At 43.3% G+C, this 15,626-nt stretch carries 14 protein-coding genes and 1 tRNA gene; 9 read left to right on the top strand and 6 right to left on the bottom strand.

Annotated features, from left to right (window positions below; all coding sequences use genetic code 11):
- Positions 1–33: 33 nt before the first annotated feature.
- Complete coding sequence (locus tag VIA_RS08890) at positions 34–642, bottom strand: TetR/AcrR family transcriptional regulator (protein ID WP_004412527.1); 609 nt, start codon at positions 640–642, stop codon at positions 34–36.
- A gap of 103 nt (positions 643–745) precedes the next feature.
- On the opposite strand from VIA_RS08890, the gene VIA_RS08885 reads away from it, so the two are divergent.
- Both VIA_RS08885 and VIA_RS08880 read left to right on the top strand, forming a co-directional pair.
- Complete coding sequence (locus tag VIA_RS08885; RefSeq protein ID WP_004412525.1) at positions 746–1,912, top strand: MBL fold metallo-hydrolase; 1,167 nt, start codon at positions 746–748, stop codon at positions 1,910–1,912.
- Positions 1,913–2,054: 142 nt separating this feature from the next.
- The gene (locus VIA_RS08880) at positions 2,055–3,302 is read left to right on the top strand and encodes an MDR family MFS transporter (RefSeq protein ID WP_004412523.1); all 1,248 of its coding nucleotides are present in this window, start codon (positions 2,055–2,057) and stop codon (positions 3,300–3,302) included.
- Between the two features lie 31 nt (positions 3,303–3,333).
- On the opposite strand, the gene VIA_RS08875 is transcribed toward VIA_RS08880, so the two are convergent.
- The gene (locus VIA_RS08875) at positions 3,334–4,434 is read right to left on the bottom strand and encodes a mechanosensitive ion channel family protein (protein ID WP_004412521.1); all 1,101 of its coding nucleotides are present in this window, start codon (positions 4,432–4,434) and stop codon (positions 3,334–3,336) included.
- Between the two features lie 198 nt (positions 4,435–4,632).
- Here VIA_RS08875 and VIA_RS08870 point away from each other — a divergent pair, with 198 nt between their 5' ends.
- The gene (locus VIA_RS08870; RefSeq protein ID WP_004412519.1) at positions 4,633–5,295 is read left to right on the top strand and encodes a potassium channel family protein; all 663 of its coding nucleotides are present in this window, start codon (positions 4,633–4,635) and stop codon (positions 5,293–5,295) included.
- Positions 5,292–6,659, top strand: a complete 1,368-nt coding sequence (locus VIA_RS08865; protein ID WP_004412516.1) for a TrkH family potassium uptake protein — start codon at positions 5,292–5,294, stop codon at positions 6,657–6,659. Before VIA_RS08870 ends, VIA_RS08865 begins: the two co-directional genes overlap by 4 nt.
- Before the next feature lie 7 nt (positions 6,660–6,666).
- Here the strand turns inward: VIA_RS08865 and VIA_RS08860 are convergent, their stop codons facing one another.
- Positions 6,667–7,107, bottom strand: coding sequence for a DUF2850 domain-containing protein (locus VIA_RS08860; RefSeq protein WP_004417275.1), 441 nt, complete (start codon positions 7,105–7,107; stop codon positions 6,667–6,669).
- A 407-nt stretch (positions 7,108–7,514) separates the two neighbouring features.
- Between VIA_RS08860 and ppnP the strand changes: the two genes are divergently transcribed.
- The 4 genes from ppnP to VIA_RS08845 all read left to right on the top strand — a co-directional run bounded on the left by ppnP (position 7,515) and on the right by VIA_RS08845 (position 10,567).
- A complete protein-coding gene (gene ppnP, locus VIA_RS08855) occupies positions 7,515–7,805 on the top strand; it encodes a pyrimidine/purine nucleoside phosphorylase (RefSeq protein ID WP_004412514.1) in 291 nt (96 codons plus the stop codon).
- A 415-nt stretch (positions 7,806–8,220) separates the two neighbouring features.
- Complete coding sequence (locus tag VIA_RS08850; RefSeq protein WP_004412512.1) at positions 8,221–8,997, top strand: PilZ domain-containing protein; 777 nt, start codon at positions 8,221–8,223, stop codon at positions 8,995–8,997.
- Between the two features lie 82 nt (positions 8,998–9,079).
- Positions 9,080–9,256 carry a hypothetical protein gene (locus tag VIA_RS22335; RefSeq protein ID WP_004412510.1) on the top strand — a complete coding sequence of 59 codons (177 nt, stop codon included), beginning with the start codon at positions 9,080–9,082 and terminating at the stop codon, positions 9,254–9,256.
- Positions 9,257–9,463: 207 nt separating this feature from the next.
- Positions 9,464–10,567 (top strand): tetratricopeptide repeat protein, encoded by a 1,104-nt coding sequence (locus VIA_RS08845; protein ID WP_038211135.1) that lies wholly within the window; start codon positions 9,464–9,466, stop codon positions 10,565–10,567.
- A gap of 66 nt (positions 10,568–10,633) precedes the next feature.
- Here the strand turns inward: VIA_RS08845 and VIA_RS08840 are convergent, their stop codons facing one another.
- Complete coding sequence (locus tag VIA_RS08840; RefSeq protein WP_004412506.1) at positions 10,634–11,332, bottom strand: MaoC family dehydratase; 699 nt, start codon at positions 11,330–11,332, stop codon at positions 10,634–10,636.
- A 315-nt stretch (positions 11,333–11,647) separates the two neighbouring features.
- On the opposite strand from VIA_RS08840, the gene VIA_RS08835 reads away from it, so the two are divergent.
- Positions 11,648–11,738, top strand: a tRNA-Ser gene (locus VIA_RS08835).
- Positions 11,739–12,000: 262 nt separating this feature from the next.
- Here the strand turns inward: VIA_RS08835 and VIA_RS08830 are convergent.
- Entirely contained in the window at positions 12,001–14,481 is a 2,481-nt protein-coding gene (locus VIA_RS08830) for a putative bifunctional diguanylate cyclase/phosphodiesterase (RefSeq protein ID WP_004412504.1), read from the bottom strand.
- Positions 14,478–15,599 carry a substrate-binding domain-containing protein gene (locus VIA_RS08825; RefSeq protein WP_004412502.1) on the bottom strand — a complete coding sequence of 374 codons (1,122 nt, stop codon included), beginning with the start codon at positions 15,597–15,599 and terminating at the stop codon, positions 14,478–14,480. The genes VIA_RS08830 and VIA_RS08825 overlap by 4 nt, the downstream gene beginning before the upstream one ends.
- Between the last annotated feature and the right edge of the window lie 27 nt (positions 15,600–15,626).

Raw genomic sequence — 15,626 nt, 5'->3', positions numbered from 1 at the left:
CCGTAAGGGGCGTTTTGTTTTGTGTAAACAAATCTAGTTCACTTTGTATGTCGCTACAAAGCTAGTTACTGCATGTGTAATTGTCTCTTTTACTTGCTCGCAGCTTGGCGGTGGAGCGTGAGTGATCAATTGAGGCCAGAAAATGACGGCTTTAATACTGCCAATGTACTGCTCAATCGCCAGAGGAATATTGGTAATCTCAAGCGCACCCGCATCAATCCCTTGCTGAGCCCAATTTTGCAGGCCGTAAGAGTCTTCAATCGATTCGAACTTTGACACCAGTACTTTCGAGGTTTCATGACAGCGAATACACTCAGCCATCACCAAGCGTGCGGTGATTTGAAAATCTTCATTATTGATGTAACACATCTGCTTGAGCGTTAATTCAGTTAACTGCTGCTCTATCGACACAGAAGGTTCAAATTCGACCTCGCAATGGCCATCAAAACGACACATGAGCTTATCTACAATCACCTCAAAGAGAGCATCTTTGTTTGGATAGTATTTGTAAAGCGTGCGTTTTGAGACCCCCGCATGCTTAGAAATACCTTCCATACTGGCTTGATCAAAGCCTTTCTGAGAAAAAACTTCGATGGCGGACTTGATGATATCTTCTTGTTTTATATCACTTCTTTTTATCATTGCTCGTTTTCCAGAATAGACAAAGTAAACGATGGTGTTTACTTTTTAATTCAGAGTAACTAAAGTATACACCATCGTTTACTTTCTTGGATAGCGAGAGATCATGAAAATGAGCAGTGTCTTAAAAGCATCAGTAATTTCTGCATTGGGTTTGGTTGGTTACAACCAGTATCAAGCTACGGATAACGCACAAGAGCGTAGCCAAAGTGCTCACCAACGCGCAGAGAAAGTTGCGCAGTCTGCGCAGTTCAAAGACGGAAAAGTTATCTCTCGTTTGCCTAGTTTTCCTTCCGAAGAAAGCATGTCTTCTGTTATGTGGAAGTTTTTCTTCGACCGCGGTGCGTTGAAGCCAAGCCACACTTTACCTCACCAGCCTGTAGATATTGCCGCATTAACGCAGAAAAGTGATGTTATGCGAGTTACATGGCTAGGACACTCGAGTCTTTTTATTGATATCGACCAAACACGCGTGTTGGTTGACCCAGTGTTTGAGTACGCTTCTCCTTGGGTTGCGAAGAAGCTGTTTAGTCGAAATGTTGAAGCGCCAGTGACTCGTGAACAGCTTCCAATGCCAGATGTCATTGTGATCTCTCATGACCACTATGATCATCTCGAAGAATCAACAATTCGTTATTACGCCAATAGCAATGTTCAGTTTTTCGTGCCTTTGGCCGTGGGTAAGCACCTAGAAGCTTGGGGTGTGTCTCCTAGCCAGATTACAGAATTTGATTGGTGGGAATCAGCGACGGTTAATGGTGTTGAGTTAATTGCGACTCCTGCAAACCATAACTCTGGCCGAACAGGGTTTGATTCAAACAGCACGCTGTGGGCGTCGTGGGTGGTCAAAGGTCGCAATGGCTCTTTCTTTTACAGTGGAGATACTGCGTACGACAGCCATTTTAAACAAATTGGTGATAAGTACGGTCCATTTGACTTGGCGTTTATTGAAGTGGCCGCCAATGTGAAAGAGGGTAAAGGCTTTCCAGTAGAAAATTGGGGCCACATGCAAGCTAAACATACCATGCAAGCTTTTAAAGACTTGAAGGCTGAAAACCTGTTTCCTGTTCACTGGTCAACGTATGAGCTGTTTGCCCATCGATGGGATGAACCAATGACAGACTTGATTGTTGAAGCCGAGATTTCGGGTGCTAATCTGGTGACACCTATGGTGGGTGAAACACTCAAGATGACTGATGATTTGAGAACCAGCTATTGGTGGCAAGAACAGGATTTTAAGCTAGCAAACCTGCCTATTACACTGCAAAACTAGATTATTTTTTAGTAACTTAATGCCTTTTCATTATTTGCCCGCTTTTAGCGGGCTTTTTTTGATAATCACTTTCATTTACAACCACCAAAAGTATACTGTTGCATAACAAATAGATAACAATATGGCTAGGGAAGGGGAGTAAATGAATAAGGATCAAAGCTTATTCCAGTGGGAGCGGGTACAAAGGTTTAATCTACCGGTTTGGACTGTGCTCGTCGGTGTGCTGATAGCGCGAACAAGCTTTTTTATGGCTTGGCCTTTCTTAGTGGTCTTCTTGTATCAAGATTATGGTGCCAGCGCGATTGAAGTTGGTTCTATGCTTGCAGCAGCCTCATTGTTGGGCTCTGGCGTTGGGTTATATTCAGGTTATTTGTCAGATAAGTTTGGCCGCAAATGGCTAATGGTTACAGGCTGCGTGATTGCTTTCTTTGCATACACTGGAATCGGACTTGCTGATCAAATGTGGCAGTTTTACATTCTTGTTCTGATGACGGGGCTAATGCATCCACTTATCGATGGCCCTGCTAAAGCGGTACTAGGTGATTCCCTTGCAGACCATAAGGATCGAGAGCTTGCCCTTAACATCCGTTACTTCGTCTTAAATATTGGTGGCGCTATTGGTCCATTGCTGGGTGTTACGCTGGCGCTTGCCAACCCGCAAGGTTTGTTCCTAGTCACAGGCCTTACTCACCTTGCTTATGCCTTTTGGGTTATCTTCGGTATTGAAAGAAAGCAGTCTCTGCGTGACAAAATTAAAGAATCTTCGGTACTGCCTAACTTTCGTCAAACTCTCAAAGTGATCAGCCAAGATAAAATCTTCATTTTGCTGTTAGTTGCTAACTTACTGCTGATGTTCGTCTATGCGCAGCTTGAATCATCAGTACCACAAGTGATTGTACGCAGCGGTATCGCTGACGCTGCAACGTTGATAGCGATGCTGATGTTTGTTAATACGGCCACCATAGTAACGCTGCAGTTTCCACTGCTCAAATTGATGGAATCCTTCCCGCTATTTACTCGAACTCGTATTGGTATGGTTGCCATTGCTATTGGTCAATTAGCCTTTATTGTGTCACCAAATGACTCAGCACTTGGTTGGGCTATTGCTTGTTTCATCATTAGTGTCGGTGAAGTGATTACCTTCCCAACCATTAACGTGCAAATCGACCGTTTGGCTCCTTCTCATCTGCGCGGCTCCTATTTTGGTGCGACGGGAATCTACACGCTAGGTTTTGCTATCGGCCCACTAGTCGGCGGGGTGATGATTGAATGGCTTGGATCTACTTGGCTGTTTGGATTGTGTTTTGTGGTGTGTATTGCAATGATTTGGCTCTATTTCGCAGCAGAGAGAGTGGAAGACACCATCGAGCGCGAAGTTGCACTGCAGTAGCCAAAGAACTGGCTACTGCATGATAGCTTGATTAGTTTAAGGCTGGTGGAACTTCAACTTCACCAGCTTTTTGTGGCTCTAGCTGAATAGTCTGAGTAGGGAAGGCAATGTCAGCGCCATGAGAGCGGATGATCTCATAGATTTTTAGCAGCACATCTTGCTTCACTTCATGGTAGCGAATCCAGTTAACCGTCTTGGTAAAGGTGTACACCAGTAGCGTCAATGAAGAAGGCGCAAAGCCGTTAAAGTTAACGATCAGTGTTTGTTTAGTATCAATGTCGTTATGGTTTTCTAGCATCGCTTTGATTTCAGCCACAATCAGCTCTACCTTCGCCCCATCTTGATAACGAATACCGATATTTTCATTGATACGTCGATTGAGCATACGAGAAGGATTCTCTACCACTATGCTGCTGAACACAGAGTTTGGGACGTAGATTGGTCTTTTATCAAATGTGCGGATGATGGTCATGCGCCAACCAATTCGTTCGACCGTTCCTTCAATTTGACGATCAGGAGAGCGGATCCAATCACCGACTTTAAATGGGCGGTCAAAGTAGATCATCATGCCGCCAAAGAAGTTGGACAGCAGGTCTTTAGCGGCTAAACCGACAATTAAACCACCGACACCACCAAAGGTTAGTAGGCCCGATAGGCTTAAACCAAATGCCTGCATAACCGTTAGAGCACCAATCACAATAAAGAACAGTCTTGCGACCTTAGCGACTGCTTGAACGGTGGTCTCGTCTCGGTTCTGGTTAGCGAGCACGTACTCTTCGATATTGTTGATTAGACGCATAGTGATCCAAACAAAGATCCCTATGACGAGTATCAGTTTGAGCGTACCTAGCCAGTTGAGCTTAGAACCCATGTAGTCTTGCAGCAAAAAACCAGCGGAGATGGTGGCAGGCCAGCACCAAATAAGCGTACTTATGGGTGTCTTTAGGGCCGATAAAGTAAGATCATCCCAGTGAAATTGAGTCTTACTCACCAATATTTCTAAGCGACCATAAACAATACGCCAAGCAATCCACACCAATAAACTGGCAATGGTGATAAACAGAACATTGGTATCCCAGCTGTTTAACATCTCAGCGATGGATGGGGGTAAATAGGTGAGCAAGTCGTTCATTTTTCAATTCTATTTCATTATTTTGTAGAGTAAGTATAAGACTTTGCCTATAGCCACACTAGTCTCTTTATTGAATATGTATTGTTGATATATTGGCAAGGTTAAAACTGTGTCAAGATTCTGGAATGGGTTTGATAACCGAAATCGACAGGCGCACACTTTGGCGCTTCTCTTCCCCTATCGAAAATAGGAACAATGATGAAATCAGCTGATAAACAGTTTGCTGTAATTGGACTAGGTCGATTTGGCCTTTCTGTATGTAAAGAACTTCAGCAAGCAGGCGCAGAGGTTCTTGCGGTTGATCTTGATGAAGAACGAGTAAGAGTTGCAGCGAGCTTTGTTAGCCAAGCGCTAGTGGCAAACTGTACCAATGAAGAAACCGTGGCAGAGCTTCGTTTAAGTGATTATGACATGGTGATGGTATCAATTGGTTCAGATGTAAATGCCAGTATTTTGAGTACCTTGGTGGTTAAAGAAGCCGGAGCGAAAAACGTTTGGGTCAAAGCTAACGACAAGTTCCACTCTAAAATTCTACACAAGATTGGTGCAGACCACGTAATTATGCCTGAAAGAGATATGGGCATTAGGGTGGCGAGAAAAATGTTGGATAAGCGTGTGCTCGAATTCCAAGAGCTAGGTTCTGGATTAGCGATGACGGAAATAGTTGTTGGTGCGAAGCTTATGGGCAAAACGTTAGGCGATCTCGCGCTATGCAAAGAGCAAGATGTGCAAGTCCTAGGCTTTAAACGAGGTCCAGCGATCAATAAAGTGCCCGATTACGAGAAGCGACTTGAAATTGGTGATTTGATCATCATCGTTGGTCCTCGTGATACGTTGGCTAAGAAATTGAGTTCATTATGAATCCGTTTTCCCGTACCGACACATTCTATGCGTTAGATTCGGACAAAAAGCAGCGTAAAGGCTCTGAACCGAGAGTCATTTTACTCAGTTTTCTGGGGGTTCTTCTTCCGTCTGCTGTGTTACTGACGCTTCCGGTTTTTTCAGTAACAGGGCTCTCGATTACCGATGCTCTGTTTACTGCAACTTCTGCGATTAGTGTTACGGGTTTGGGTGTCGTTGATACCGGAGAACACTTCACTATCGCTGGTAAAGTTCTATTGATGCTGTTGATGCAGATCGGCGGTCTGGGACAAATGACGCTCTCTGCAGTTTTACTGTATATGTTCGGTGTTCGCTTAACTTTGAAACAGCAGGCATTGGCCAAAGATGCATTAGGGCAAGATCGACGAGTCAATCTACGCCGTCTTGTTAAACGTATCATTATCTTTGCTTGTATGGCAGAGACCATTGGCTTTGCGATATTAGCGTACCGCTGGGTGCCAGAGATGGGTTGGAGTGAAGGCCTGTTCTATGCATTGTTCCATGCTATTTCTGCGTTTAACAATGCAGGTTTTGCGCTGTTTTCTGACAGTATGATGAGCTTTGTTGACGATCCGGTTGTGATATTCGCTTTGGCAGGTTTGTTTATCTTTGGCGGTTTAGGTTTTACCGTCGTTGGTGACGTATCAACAAACTGGCGTCGTGGTTTTCGAGCACTTCAGTTACACACTAAGATTATGTTGGTCGCAACGCCTGCCTTATTGATTGTTGGTACATTGTTGTTTTGGGCGTTAGAACGTGGCAATCAAGCGACAATGGCGGGACTAACCCCAGCAGGACAATGGTTGGCAGCATTCTTCCAGTCTGCTAGCGCGCGTACTGCGGGCTTTAACAGTGTTGATTTAGCGCAATACACTCAGCCAGCCTTACTGGTGATGATCATCTTAATGCTCATCGGTGCAGGATCGACCTCTACCGGGGGCGGTATTAAGGTATCGACTTTCGCGGTGGCTTTTGTCGCGACGTGGGCTTTCTTAAGACAGAAGAAGCATGTAGTGATGTTTAAGCGAACGGTTGGTTGGCCTGTGGTAACGAAGTCTCTGGCGATTATTGTCGTTAGTGGAGCGATCCTAACCGTTGCCATGTTCCTGCTGATGCTCACGGAAAAAGCGAGTTTTGATAAAGTATTATTTGAAACGATCTCAGCGTTCGCGACCGTTGGTTTAACCGCAGGTTTAACAGCAGAGCTCTCTGAGCCTGGCAAGTATATAATGATTGTAGTGATGACGATTGGTCGTATTGGACCGCTAACGCTTGCTTATATGCTTGCTAGACCTGAACCGACGTTGGTTAAGCATCCGGAAGGTGTCGTGCTAACCGGGTGATGGATAGCTATTTATTGCCAAAATGATCTGAGAGTGCTGCTCGGCGATGCTTAGCAGCACCTCCCCCTTGCATATCCACAGTATTCTCATATCCCTCTTTAATGAAGCGCTGTGTCGGGCTGTTTGGTTCAAGCCGTCTAAGTTGTGGTGAGTCAAAGGTTCCCGCAATTTGATAGACCGACCTACCACTGCCTGTTTGTACCGTTACTCGCTTACCGTCAAACTCAAATTGTGTGGAAATTAAGCGGTTGTTACGAAATACCCCTTGGGAGTTGAGTGTCAGTACTTCGGTTTGATACGGTGGAGCTCCCACTTCTATCCAACGACCATAAACATGTTTTGGGTGAACATAGTCTTGGTAGCTGAAATAGATCAGGCTAGAAAATCCCAGCAGTAATAAAAAAAAGACTAGGATGGCAGCAGTTTTAATCGCGGAAGTTTTAGTCATAGCAGCAGGGACTATCCCATTAATTTTTGATGCTTGGAAACCGTACAGATTGAAGGCTATTTAGTCCCAACACCAGTCAGACTGTAGGATATTGAGTACTAACGCAATTTTGCCCTACAGAATATTGAACCCCAGCCCAAACTTAGGTGTAGGAATTCGGTTGTTTCATTATAGTTTAGTGCTCATTTTGTTTGTTATGGAGTAGCAGATGAACTTTTTCATTTGCGCAAACGACTAGTTGATGATTCCTTATTCCGATAACAGGCTAATATTTTTCATTGCATAGTCGCTCTTTCACCTATAAATCATAAAGTTGGCTTTTAAATTAGGTGAAAATTATCTATTGCTGAATTGGTCCAGTTCGTATAAAACGATCGTTGAAAAATATTAGCTCGAAGGAGAGAAGGATGATCAAAGCGAACAGCTATTTTGAAGGACAAGTTCAGTCGTTAGGATTTACACAACAAGATGGTGATTCTAGTGTCGGTGTTATGGCTGCGGGTGAATACACTTTCGGTACGGCGGCTGCAGAACGCATGACTGTCGTAAAAGGCGCTTTGACAGTTAAGAAAGCGGGTGAAGAGCAGTGGGTGACTTACAATTCAGGTGAGTCATTCAATGTTGAAGCAAACTCGTCATTTGACTTACAAGTTGCAGTGTCGACTGCTTACCTATGTGAGTACCTAAGCGCTGAGTAAGTCGGTTGGAAAGACCCCTCCTTCTTAAAGAGGGTCTAACTGAAATTTCAATATAAAACAGAGTCCTAGTGGCTCTGTTTTTGTTTTTCTCATCCCAGTGGGCTTGGATTTCCTTCTTGTATTTACGTTTTGGTGTGATTCCTAAACTAAGTATGACAGTACTAAACGAAAGTCGTATTGATAGCAATGCTAGTTAGATACATGATAACCACTTTTAAAATATGGTAATTGAGGAGCTATTGATTAACCTGCTATTTTCAATGTTTAGTGATTAGTAATCTGAATCTGGATTTAAGTATCTGAGTTTAATTGCAATTTTTAAGCGCTAATTTTGGCAATTGTGATCTGTAGACTTTTCGAGTGGGTTATCAACTATTATAAAGCACATACTGAATTATTTGCATAAAGGTCAATTATGGCAGGACTAGCTGAAAACAGAAATCAGAAGAGTATCGACCTCGTTGCTGAAGAGGATCAACCAGAACAACACACAGCAGATCAATCGACGTCTATTCGTTATGGTGAAGATGCATTTCAGGACGTACTCCCTTTGTGTGAAGTTGCATGTATTGTCACGACACCGACTGGTAGGGTTCTGAAATGTCGCACCAAATACGTAGGGGTGCATTCAAACAACGTCTTGTTACTTGAAATGCCAACGGTTTCGGCGAAGGAAATGTCATTGTTCATGCAACGAGGCTATTCCATCAAGGCGTGTGTTATCTCTTCAAAAGGAGAGGGAGCCCGTGTGTATTTTAAGAGTAAGATTGAATATGTACTCAATGGAGGAGACACCGAGCTGCTGCTAATCAGTATGCCGAAGTCGACTCAGGTTGTAGTAGGACTCAGAGCCAGTGCACGTTTGGAAATCAGTCTTGATGGTGTTTTGTCACCCAATAAACACAAATACCCGTGCCAGATTAGAGATATCTCTCAACATGGTTGTTTGATCGTGGTAGATCGAGCGAAAACAAGTTATGGCGTTGGCTCAGTGATAGAGCTAACCATTGAAGCCAATACGTTGGATGAAACAAGTAGCCAGCAGTTTTTGAAAGCGATAGTAAAGAATGTATCTAAAACCTCGCATTATCATAAGTATGGCGTTCAGTTTGATGACGATAGCTTAATCCATGCGGGGGCTGTGATTGAAGCATTGCAGTTCTGTTCTCTGCAGCAAAAATTTACTTTATAGTTCATTTCTCTAAGCCCATTTTATTCGAGAATCTCGACTAAACTTACTAGTGAAGATACTCACTCTGAGAAGGAGCGCAAAGATGGAATTACGAAATGAGCGTGGTGAGAAAACGCAAGTTGCTGATAACCTCACAATAAAAGAAGTGCTTGAAATGGGTTATTCTATCGACCTATGTGACGAAGCGTTCGATCCAAATGAACATTGGGTTGCAAATGCGGACAGCCAAGCTGCGAAAGGGGAGTTCCCTGAATCCTAGGGAAGTCGCCTCATGGAACTTGAATCAAAAGAAATCCGAGCTTAGCTCGGATTTTTTGCATTTTAAAAGGGCTATGCACCAATATTGAATAGTAGCGTTGGTATCTATGCGCAAATTTTCGATATAAGGTATGATGAAAACCTCAATGATTTTAGCCTGCTGCCGATACAGATATGTAAACGGTAAAGTAAAACGACAAGAGAACGAATGAATATAATAGGGATTGCCATAGGAGCAACAGGGTTGCTTCTACTGGGTATGTTTATGTGGATGCTTGCTCTGTCACTTAGAAAGAAGCGACTAGAGCAAGAGCGTAAGCAAAAAGCTATCGCTTTTCGTAAAGCGGTAGAGAGAAACCGTCGGCAAGAACAAGAAGAGCGTGTGATAAAAGCCGAAGGTGGAGATATTCCGACGATTCTCTATCTTGCGAAAGAGGCTGAGCGAAAAAACATTAAGGAAGCTATCTACTGGTATACCAAAGCCGCGAAGCTGGACAGTGTGACGGGTATGTATGGTGTTGTTCGGATCAGTAACAAGATGCAGCAAGATGTCGTCTTAAAAGAACAAGCGAAGTTTTGGCAAACGTGTATTAATGCCTCTGAAGGAAGCTTACCGCATAAGTTTGAGATGGCACAGGCTTTGATTAACGGTCGAGGAACAGAGGTTAACACGCCAAAGGCAATCTCTGTCATGGAACAAGCGGCGAAAGAGAACTATGTTGATGCTCTTGTGTTTCTTGGCGACTGGTATTCACCAGAAAACAGCAACGATCCTAACATGTCGACTTCGTACTACCGTCGCGCAACCGAACTTAAAAGCAACGAAGGTCGCATGAAGTTAGGCTTGAACTATATCAATGGTATCGGAGTGGCGAGCAATTTCGCGCAAGGATGTTACTGGTTAGAACGAGCCGCTGAAAAAGGCCACCTAGAAGCGATGTATAAAGCTGGCGAAGTATGGATGGGTCAAAGGCCTAATGGCAATTCACTCAGCTATATTTGGTTGTTCCTCGCTGCGCAACTTGGCCACGAACCGTCACGAGTGTTGCGTGATCAAGTCGCGCTACAAATTGGCGTAGATACAGTGGTTGGCCTGCAAAGCTTATCTAAACCTATGTTGAAAAAGATTCGAGAGAATAAAGTTGGCAAGCATTCAATCATCAAGGCATTAAATAAGCTGTATAAGCGTAAAATCCCGATTGATGAAAATGGTACGTTGTTAGATGATCAGTCGCTAGAGTCCGTTGAGCCACAGCAAGCTTCCTCAGAACAAAAGCTCGATTTCTCGCAATCACCAATGGATAAACAGTAAAAAGAAAAACGCCCGATGAAATTCATCGGGCGTTTTTCTTATAAAGTAGTTGTGTTTCGCTGCGGCTTAAAAGTGCAGTTGGATAACTGAAGTGACAACGGCGCCTGGGCGGCGAACACCTTCAATTTCAACTTTTATTTCACGCTCAATTTCTAAACCTTTACGGACAGGTGTCACTTTAGATAGGGTGCTGACCGCGCGTAGGCGATTGTCTGCTTTAACAGGGTAAGGGAAACGAACCTGATTTAAGCCAATATTCACCACCATTTTAGCGGTAGGAAACATGTTCTTATCCGGATCAACGCTGTCAGTTAACTTAGGCAATAGTGCTAGCGTTAAGAATCCATGAGCAATCGTCGTTTTAAACGGAGACTCAGCTTCAGCGCGCTCTGGATCAGTATGAATCCATTGCATATCTTCAGTCACTTGACCAAATTGGTTGATACGCTCTTGTGACATGTCAAACCATTCGCCAGTGTGAATAACATCACCAATTTGCTGTTGAAGTTCTAGGTACAAAGCTTGCGCCTCTGGCTTCATTTCGATCGGCTTTGGCTGCTGCGGAACGACTGGATCAGGTTTTACTTCATCGTTTACTGCTGGAGTGTGAAAGTCACGCAGGCGTGTAAATAGATGGCGATTATGAGCCTTGTTAACAATCTCTCCCCAGTATTCACGCACAGTAGGCGTCATCCAGTGCATAAACTCTGAATGCTGTTTAGAATTTGTTAGACCGCGATGTTTAAATAAGTCAGCGACTTTCATAAAAACCTCAGATAAAGACCATACGACTCTGTTAATTCATTATTTTGAAACAGTTCACACTATTGTGCAATGACTTTCGGGCGTACAAGTGTTACTCGAAAGTGCTTTTTTATTTTAAAATCAATTGATTATAAATAAAACACTATTTTATTGTAACTTTGTCAATAGAGCTTTTAGCTTAGAAAATGAGGCGGGAATCACGTTATAAAGTGTGAGTATCTCTCAATAACTGCTTAGTTTATCAGCACTTAGACCACGGGTTGCGAATTAATGCTTTACAAGTTTAGGGCTTATACCTAATATACGTCCCGCAACGGAGAGATGGCTGAGTGGTTGAAAGCACCGGTCTTGAAAACCGGCATACGTTAATAGCGTATCTAGGGTTCAAATCCCTATCTCTCCGCCACATTCAGAAAGCTCGCATTTATTGCGAGCTTTCGTCGTTTTAGACGAATGGAATTGATAGGGATTTACCAAACCCTTAGTAGAGTGCACCCCCGACACTCCGTCACATTCAGCAAAAAGGCCGTTAAGAAATTAGCGGCCTTTTCGTATCTACAGTACTGACAATCATCTAACGGTATGTCTTTCTATGTGCTAAGTCTCCAAGTATTTTAGCTTTCTTCCCTGTAAGAAAATGCATTGACCAGAGTGAATAGAGCCTCAGATTAACATGTGATTTGGCGTTGGGTGTTTGAATCCACTTTGGAGATGAATTCTAGCCATTCGGCAACGGGCAGAGGGCGAGCGAAGTAATAGCCCTGAGCGCAAGAGCAGCCAATTTGGCGTAAGGTCTCTACGTGTGATTCGGTTTCTACACCTTCAGCAATGACTGAAAGCTCAAGCACCTCGGCAAGTTTGAGGATGGCACTGGTGATTTCGTAATCCAATTTGGATGTATTCACTTCTCGGATAAATGTACGATCAAGTTTGATGCAGTCTGCCGATAGGTTTTTGAGCATAGAAAGGGAAGAATACCCAGTTCCAAAGTCATCAATGGCAATTCGGTAACCTTTCGCATGCAGTTTTTCGATGGTGCGAGAACAGGTTTCAAAATCACGCATCATATCGCGCTCGGTTATTTCGAGCAGGAGTTGTTCAGGTTCACACTCAGTCTGGTCAAGAATTTCTTGTAATTGCTCAGCAAGATCGGTTTTATAAAACATTCGTGCGGAGAAATTGACGGAGATGATTAAATTGTCGATATTCGTACCGGCGCGTTTCCATTCAGTAATTAGCGTGGCGACCTTCCTGAACACCCATTTATCAATTTCGATAATGAGATCAGTTTTCTCTGCAACTTCTAAAAAGTCGAAAGGCGGCAGTAAGCCAAGTTTCGGGTGTTGCCATCGTACGAGCGCCTCCGCCCCTACTATACGCTGACTGTCCAGACACACTTTTGGTTGGAAGTGGACAACCAATTCATCGTTCTTGATGGCGTTGTGTAATCCCATGTTGATTTCGATGAGGTCAGTGACTTCATGTGTCATCTGATCGGCATAGATACGAAATTGATCTCTACCGTTTCTCTTCGCATGATACATGGCAGTATCAGCGTTTCTCACCAATGTTTCTCCATCCTCTCCATGAATAGGAAATTGACAGATCCCGATACTAGCAGAGACAAAAATCATTCTATCTTCAATATAATATGGCATTCTTAATGCCTTATTAATTTGATCGGCAACCCGTTCACCCTCTTCAGAATCCATATCAGAGAGCACGATCATGAATTCATCGCCCCCCATACGCGCTACGAACCCAGTATCGCCGATGAGCTTGGTAAGAATCTCTGAAATACTTACCAATAAGTTATCTCCAGAGGCATGACCGAGCGAGTCGTTAATGGTCTTAAACTCATCAACGTCTAGATAAAGGAGAAGGAACGGGCTGTTGTTTGATTGTGAAAATGCAATCTGTTCATCAAGCTTTTTGGTTGCTAACAATCGGTTCGCAAGCAATGTCAGTGGGTCGTGGTGAGCAAGAAAGTCGAAGTTCTTTTTCTCTTCCTGGAGCTCCAGATATGCTTCTGATAATCGTGATGACATATTGTTATAAGCGTTCTCAATGAGGCTCCATTCATCGGTACGCCCTAAGTCGATTGGCTTTTTGGTACCGTTGGAAACGAGTCTATCAAACCCGTCTTTTAGATCATCAAGCGGCTTTCTGATATGGAGGTTAACTACTCTATTAATCAACAATATAGAAAGCAGTATCGCAAATATACTAATCACGATGGCATTGAATCGTGATTGACCTATTTCTTTCTCAAGCTGCTGCGTCAATTCGATGGCTTGTGTTTGTACGCGTGTTTCTGTCCCTTCTACCATTCGCAGCAATTCATTTTGAGCGGCAACTAACGCGTCCATTACAAGCCAACGTTGTTCAAGGTTAGCCCGGATTCGACGTAGAGCGGCATTATAGCGCTTAACGGTTTTCTGAATTTTTTTCTTTTGAGCAACGACTGCAGGCGTGTGTATATCCACGTTTTCAAGATGAAGAAGAAGTATATCTAGCTCTTTTTCTACTTCTATTAACAACACCTTTTCAGTTTCAGGCGTGATTCGGCTATGGATATCGCCAATCATTTTACCCGTAGTGAGAAAGGCTTCCCGTAGCATATTCACAAGATCAATCTCGTTATTGTGGTGCTGAATACCCTGGTTATTTAGGTGGGCGATCTTACTGTCAGAAATAACAAATTCTAACTCATCAATTTGAATCGCGAGTCGAGTATCAATCTTATGAGTTTGTTTTAATATTCGATTGAGAGCGAGAGAACTTCCTAGAAAACGATGGAAGTTGTCGATAAATGCATCAATATTGTTGGAGAATGTTTTATTGGTTGAAAGGTCTCTCAGTTTTTGCAGTTGGAGATCAATATTGGATGCTTGGGCTGACAGGGTAGTTTCACTGAAAAGAAATGTCTGTTCGAGTAATTTGACTTTTGACGTTAGGTCAAATACGCGGCGACTGATTTCCGAATTAACGATCAGTTCCGATACGTGGGCACTGGTTTCTGTTTTTAACGTTGATTCAACGTAATAGAGTGATCGGATCACAATCAATACGGCGACACTTACGATCAGCAATGAGACCAAACTGGAAACAAGGAGACGCTGCGTAATATTTATGTTTTTAATAATCATTTCGGCTTCCAAATCTTTAAATAAGCTTCGCGATAACCGTTTTGCGGATCATAAATGCCACTGGCTTGCTGACTAACCAGTGCGTCGACGTTATCTGGAGTGACTAAATGCACAGGAGCGGAGTAACCACTGGGCTCTAAACTGTTAAAGGCCCGGTTAAGTTCGTCAATGATTTGCCAACCTTGCAAATACAAAGGCTCAGGAACGGTAGCCAGTTGAAAATCACCGTTGTTAATTCGTCTATATGCCGCTTTACTTCCATCTCCGGCTGATATGTTGCTCGGAACGTGATTGCGTTGTTTGCGGTTTGATTCTAAAGAGGGGATAGCATAATCAATGTAAAGGTCGTTGATGGCTAAAATATGGGTGATTTTTCTATCATATTTATCCCAAAGACTTTCCATTGTCTTAGGCATTAGATCTGAAACCTTGTCGAGTGGTAGATCGTTGACTTCCAACAGCTCGCAGTCCTCGCAACGTTTGATGGTGTTCGCCATGGTATCTGATTTTATCGTCGCTATTTTGTAGTTTGAGTCGGTGAAAATAAGCGCGTTCGCTTTGCCTTCTGAATTTACGATAGCAAGTAACGCGGCGATTTCTGCGACATCTAAAGGGTCGGTGGTGATGTTCATGTATAGACCTATGTCATCATTACCACCCGCTAACTCTGTTGCATGCCAACCGATAACGATAATGCCAAGGCTTTGTGCAAATTTTAGGACATCTTTATGTCTTACGGCATCAATACCACCAAGAACGATTGCGTCAGGCTCAAAACCGATCGCTTTTCGAATCGCAGCGCCTTGACGAACTTCGGAGCCAACGCCGTCGAGAAATCTCAAGTGCCAATCAAGATGCGAATTAGCTTCAGACATTCCTTTTCCGACACCATACACTCCGCCATTTCTGAGATCAGATGCAACGAAGATAATACTTTTTTCGTAAACTGCCTGCGGTCCATTAGTAGGACCGTCCCAAGTCGTATTACCGGAGACTGCTTTTTGTACTTTTGCTTTTGCGTAGTTAAGAAACGTTTCGCTACTGCTGCTCGCGTAGCTATAAGAGCTAATGCATATTGCACAAAAGAGTACGAGAAAGCGCCTAATCAATATCGTCATAAATTTATAATGTGTAATTTAACTTAT

It is taken from the genome of Vibrio orientalis CIP 102891 = ATCC 33934, assembly GCF_000176235.1.
In the GTDB taxonomy this organism is placed as follows: Bacteria; Pseudomonadota; Gammaproteobacteria; order Enterobacterales; family Vibrionaceae; genus Vibrio; species Vibrio orientalis.
The sequence above is the reverse complement of the archived record's forward strand: the minus strand, read 5'-3'. Positions and strand labels throughout refer to the sequence as shown.

Coding starts and splice junctions, on each gene's coding strand:
- VIA_RS08890 (WP_004412527.1), bottom strand. CDS start 642: ATGATAAAAAGAAGTGATATAAAACAAGAAGATATCATCAAGTCCGCC.
- VIA_RS08885 (WP_004412525.1), top strand. CDS start 746: ATGAAAATGAGCAGTGTCTTAAAAGCATCAGTAATTTCTGCATTGGGT.
- VIA_RS08880 (WP_004412523.1), top strand. CDS start 2,055: ATGAATAAGGATCAAAGCTTATTCCAGTGGGAGCGGGTACAAAGGTTT.
- VIA_RS08875 (WP_004412521.1), bottom strand. CDS start 4,434: ATGAACGACTTGCTCACCTATTTACCCCCATCCATCGCTGAGATGTTA.
- VIA_RS08870 (WP_004412519.1), top strand. CDS start 4,633: ATGAAATCAGCTGATAAACAGTTTGCTGTAATTGGACTAGGTCGATTT.
- VIA_RS08865 (WP_004412516.1), top strand. CDS start 5,292: ATGAATCCGTTTTCCCGTACCGACACATTCTATGCGTTAGATTCGGAC.
- VIA_RS08860 (WP_004417275.1), bottom strand. CDS start 7,107: ATGACTAAAACTTCCGCGATTAAAACTGCTGCCATCCTAGTCTTTTTT.
- ppnP (WP_004412514.1), top strand. CDS start 7,515: ATGATCAAAGCGAACAGCTATTTTGAAGGACAAGTTCAGTCGTTAGGA.
- VIA_RS08850 (WP_004412512.1), top strand. CDS start 8,221: ATGGCAGGACTAGCTGAAAACAGAAATCAGAAGAGTATCGACCTCGTT.
- VIA_RS22335 (WP_004412510.1), top strand. CDS start 9,080: ATGGAATTACGAAATGAGCGTGGTGAGAAAACGCAAGTTGCTGATAAC.
- VIA_RS08845 (WP_038211135.1), top strand. CDS start 9,464: ATGAATATAATAGGGATTGCCATAGGAGCAACAGGGTTGCTTCTACTG.
- VIA_RS08840 (WP_004412506.1), bottom strand. CDS start 11,332: ATGAAAGTCGCTGACTTATTTAAACATCGCGGTCTAACAAATTCTAAA.
- VIA_RS08830 (WP_004412504.1), bottom strand. CDS start 14,481: ATGATTATTAAAAACATAAATATTACGCAGCGTCTCCTTGTTTCCAGT.
- VIA_RS08825 (WP_004412502.1), bottom strand. CDS start 15,599: ATGACGATATTGATTAGGCGCTTTCTCGTACTCTTTTGTGCAATATGC.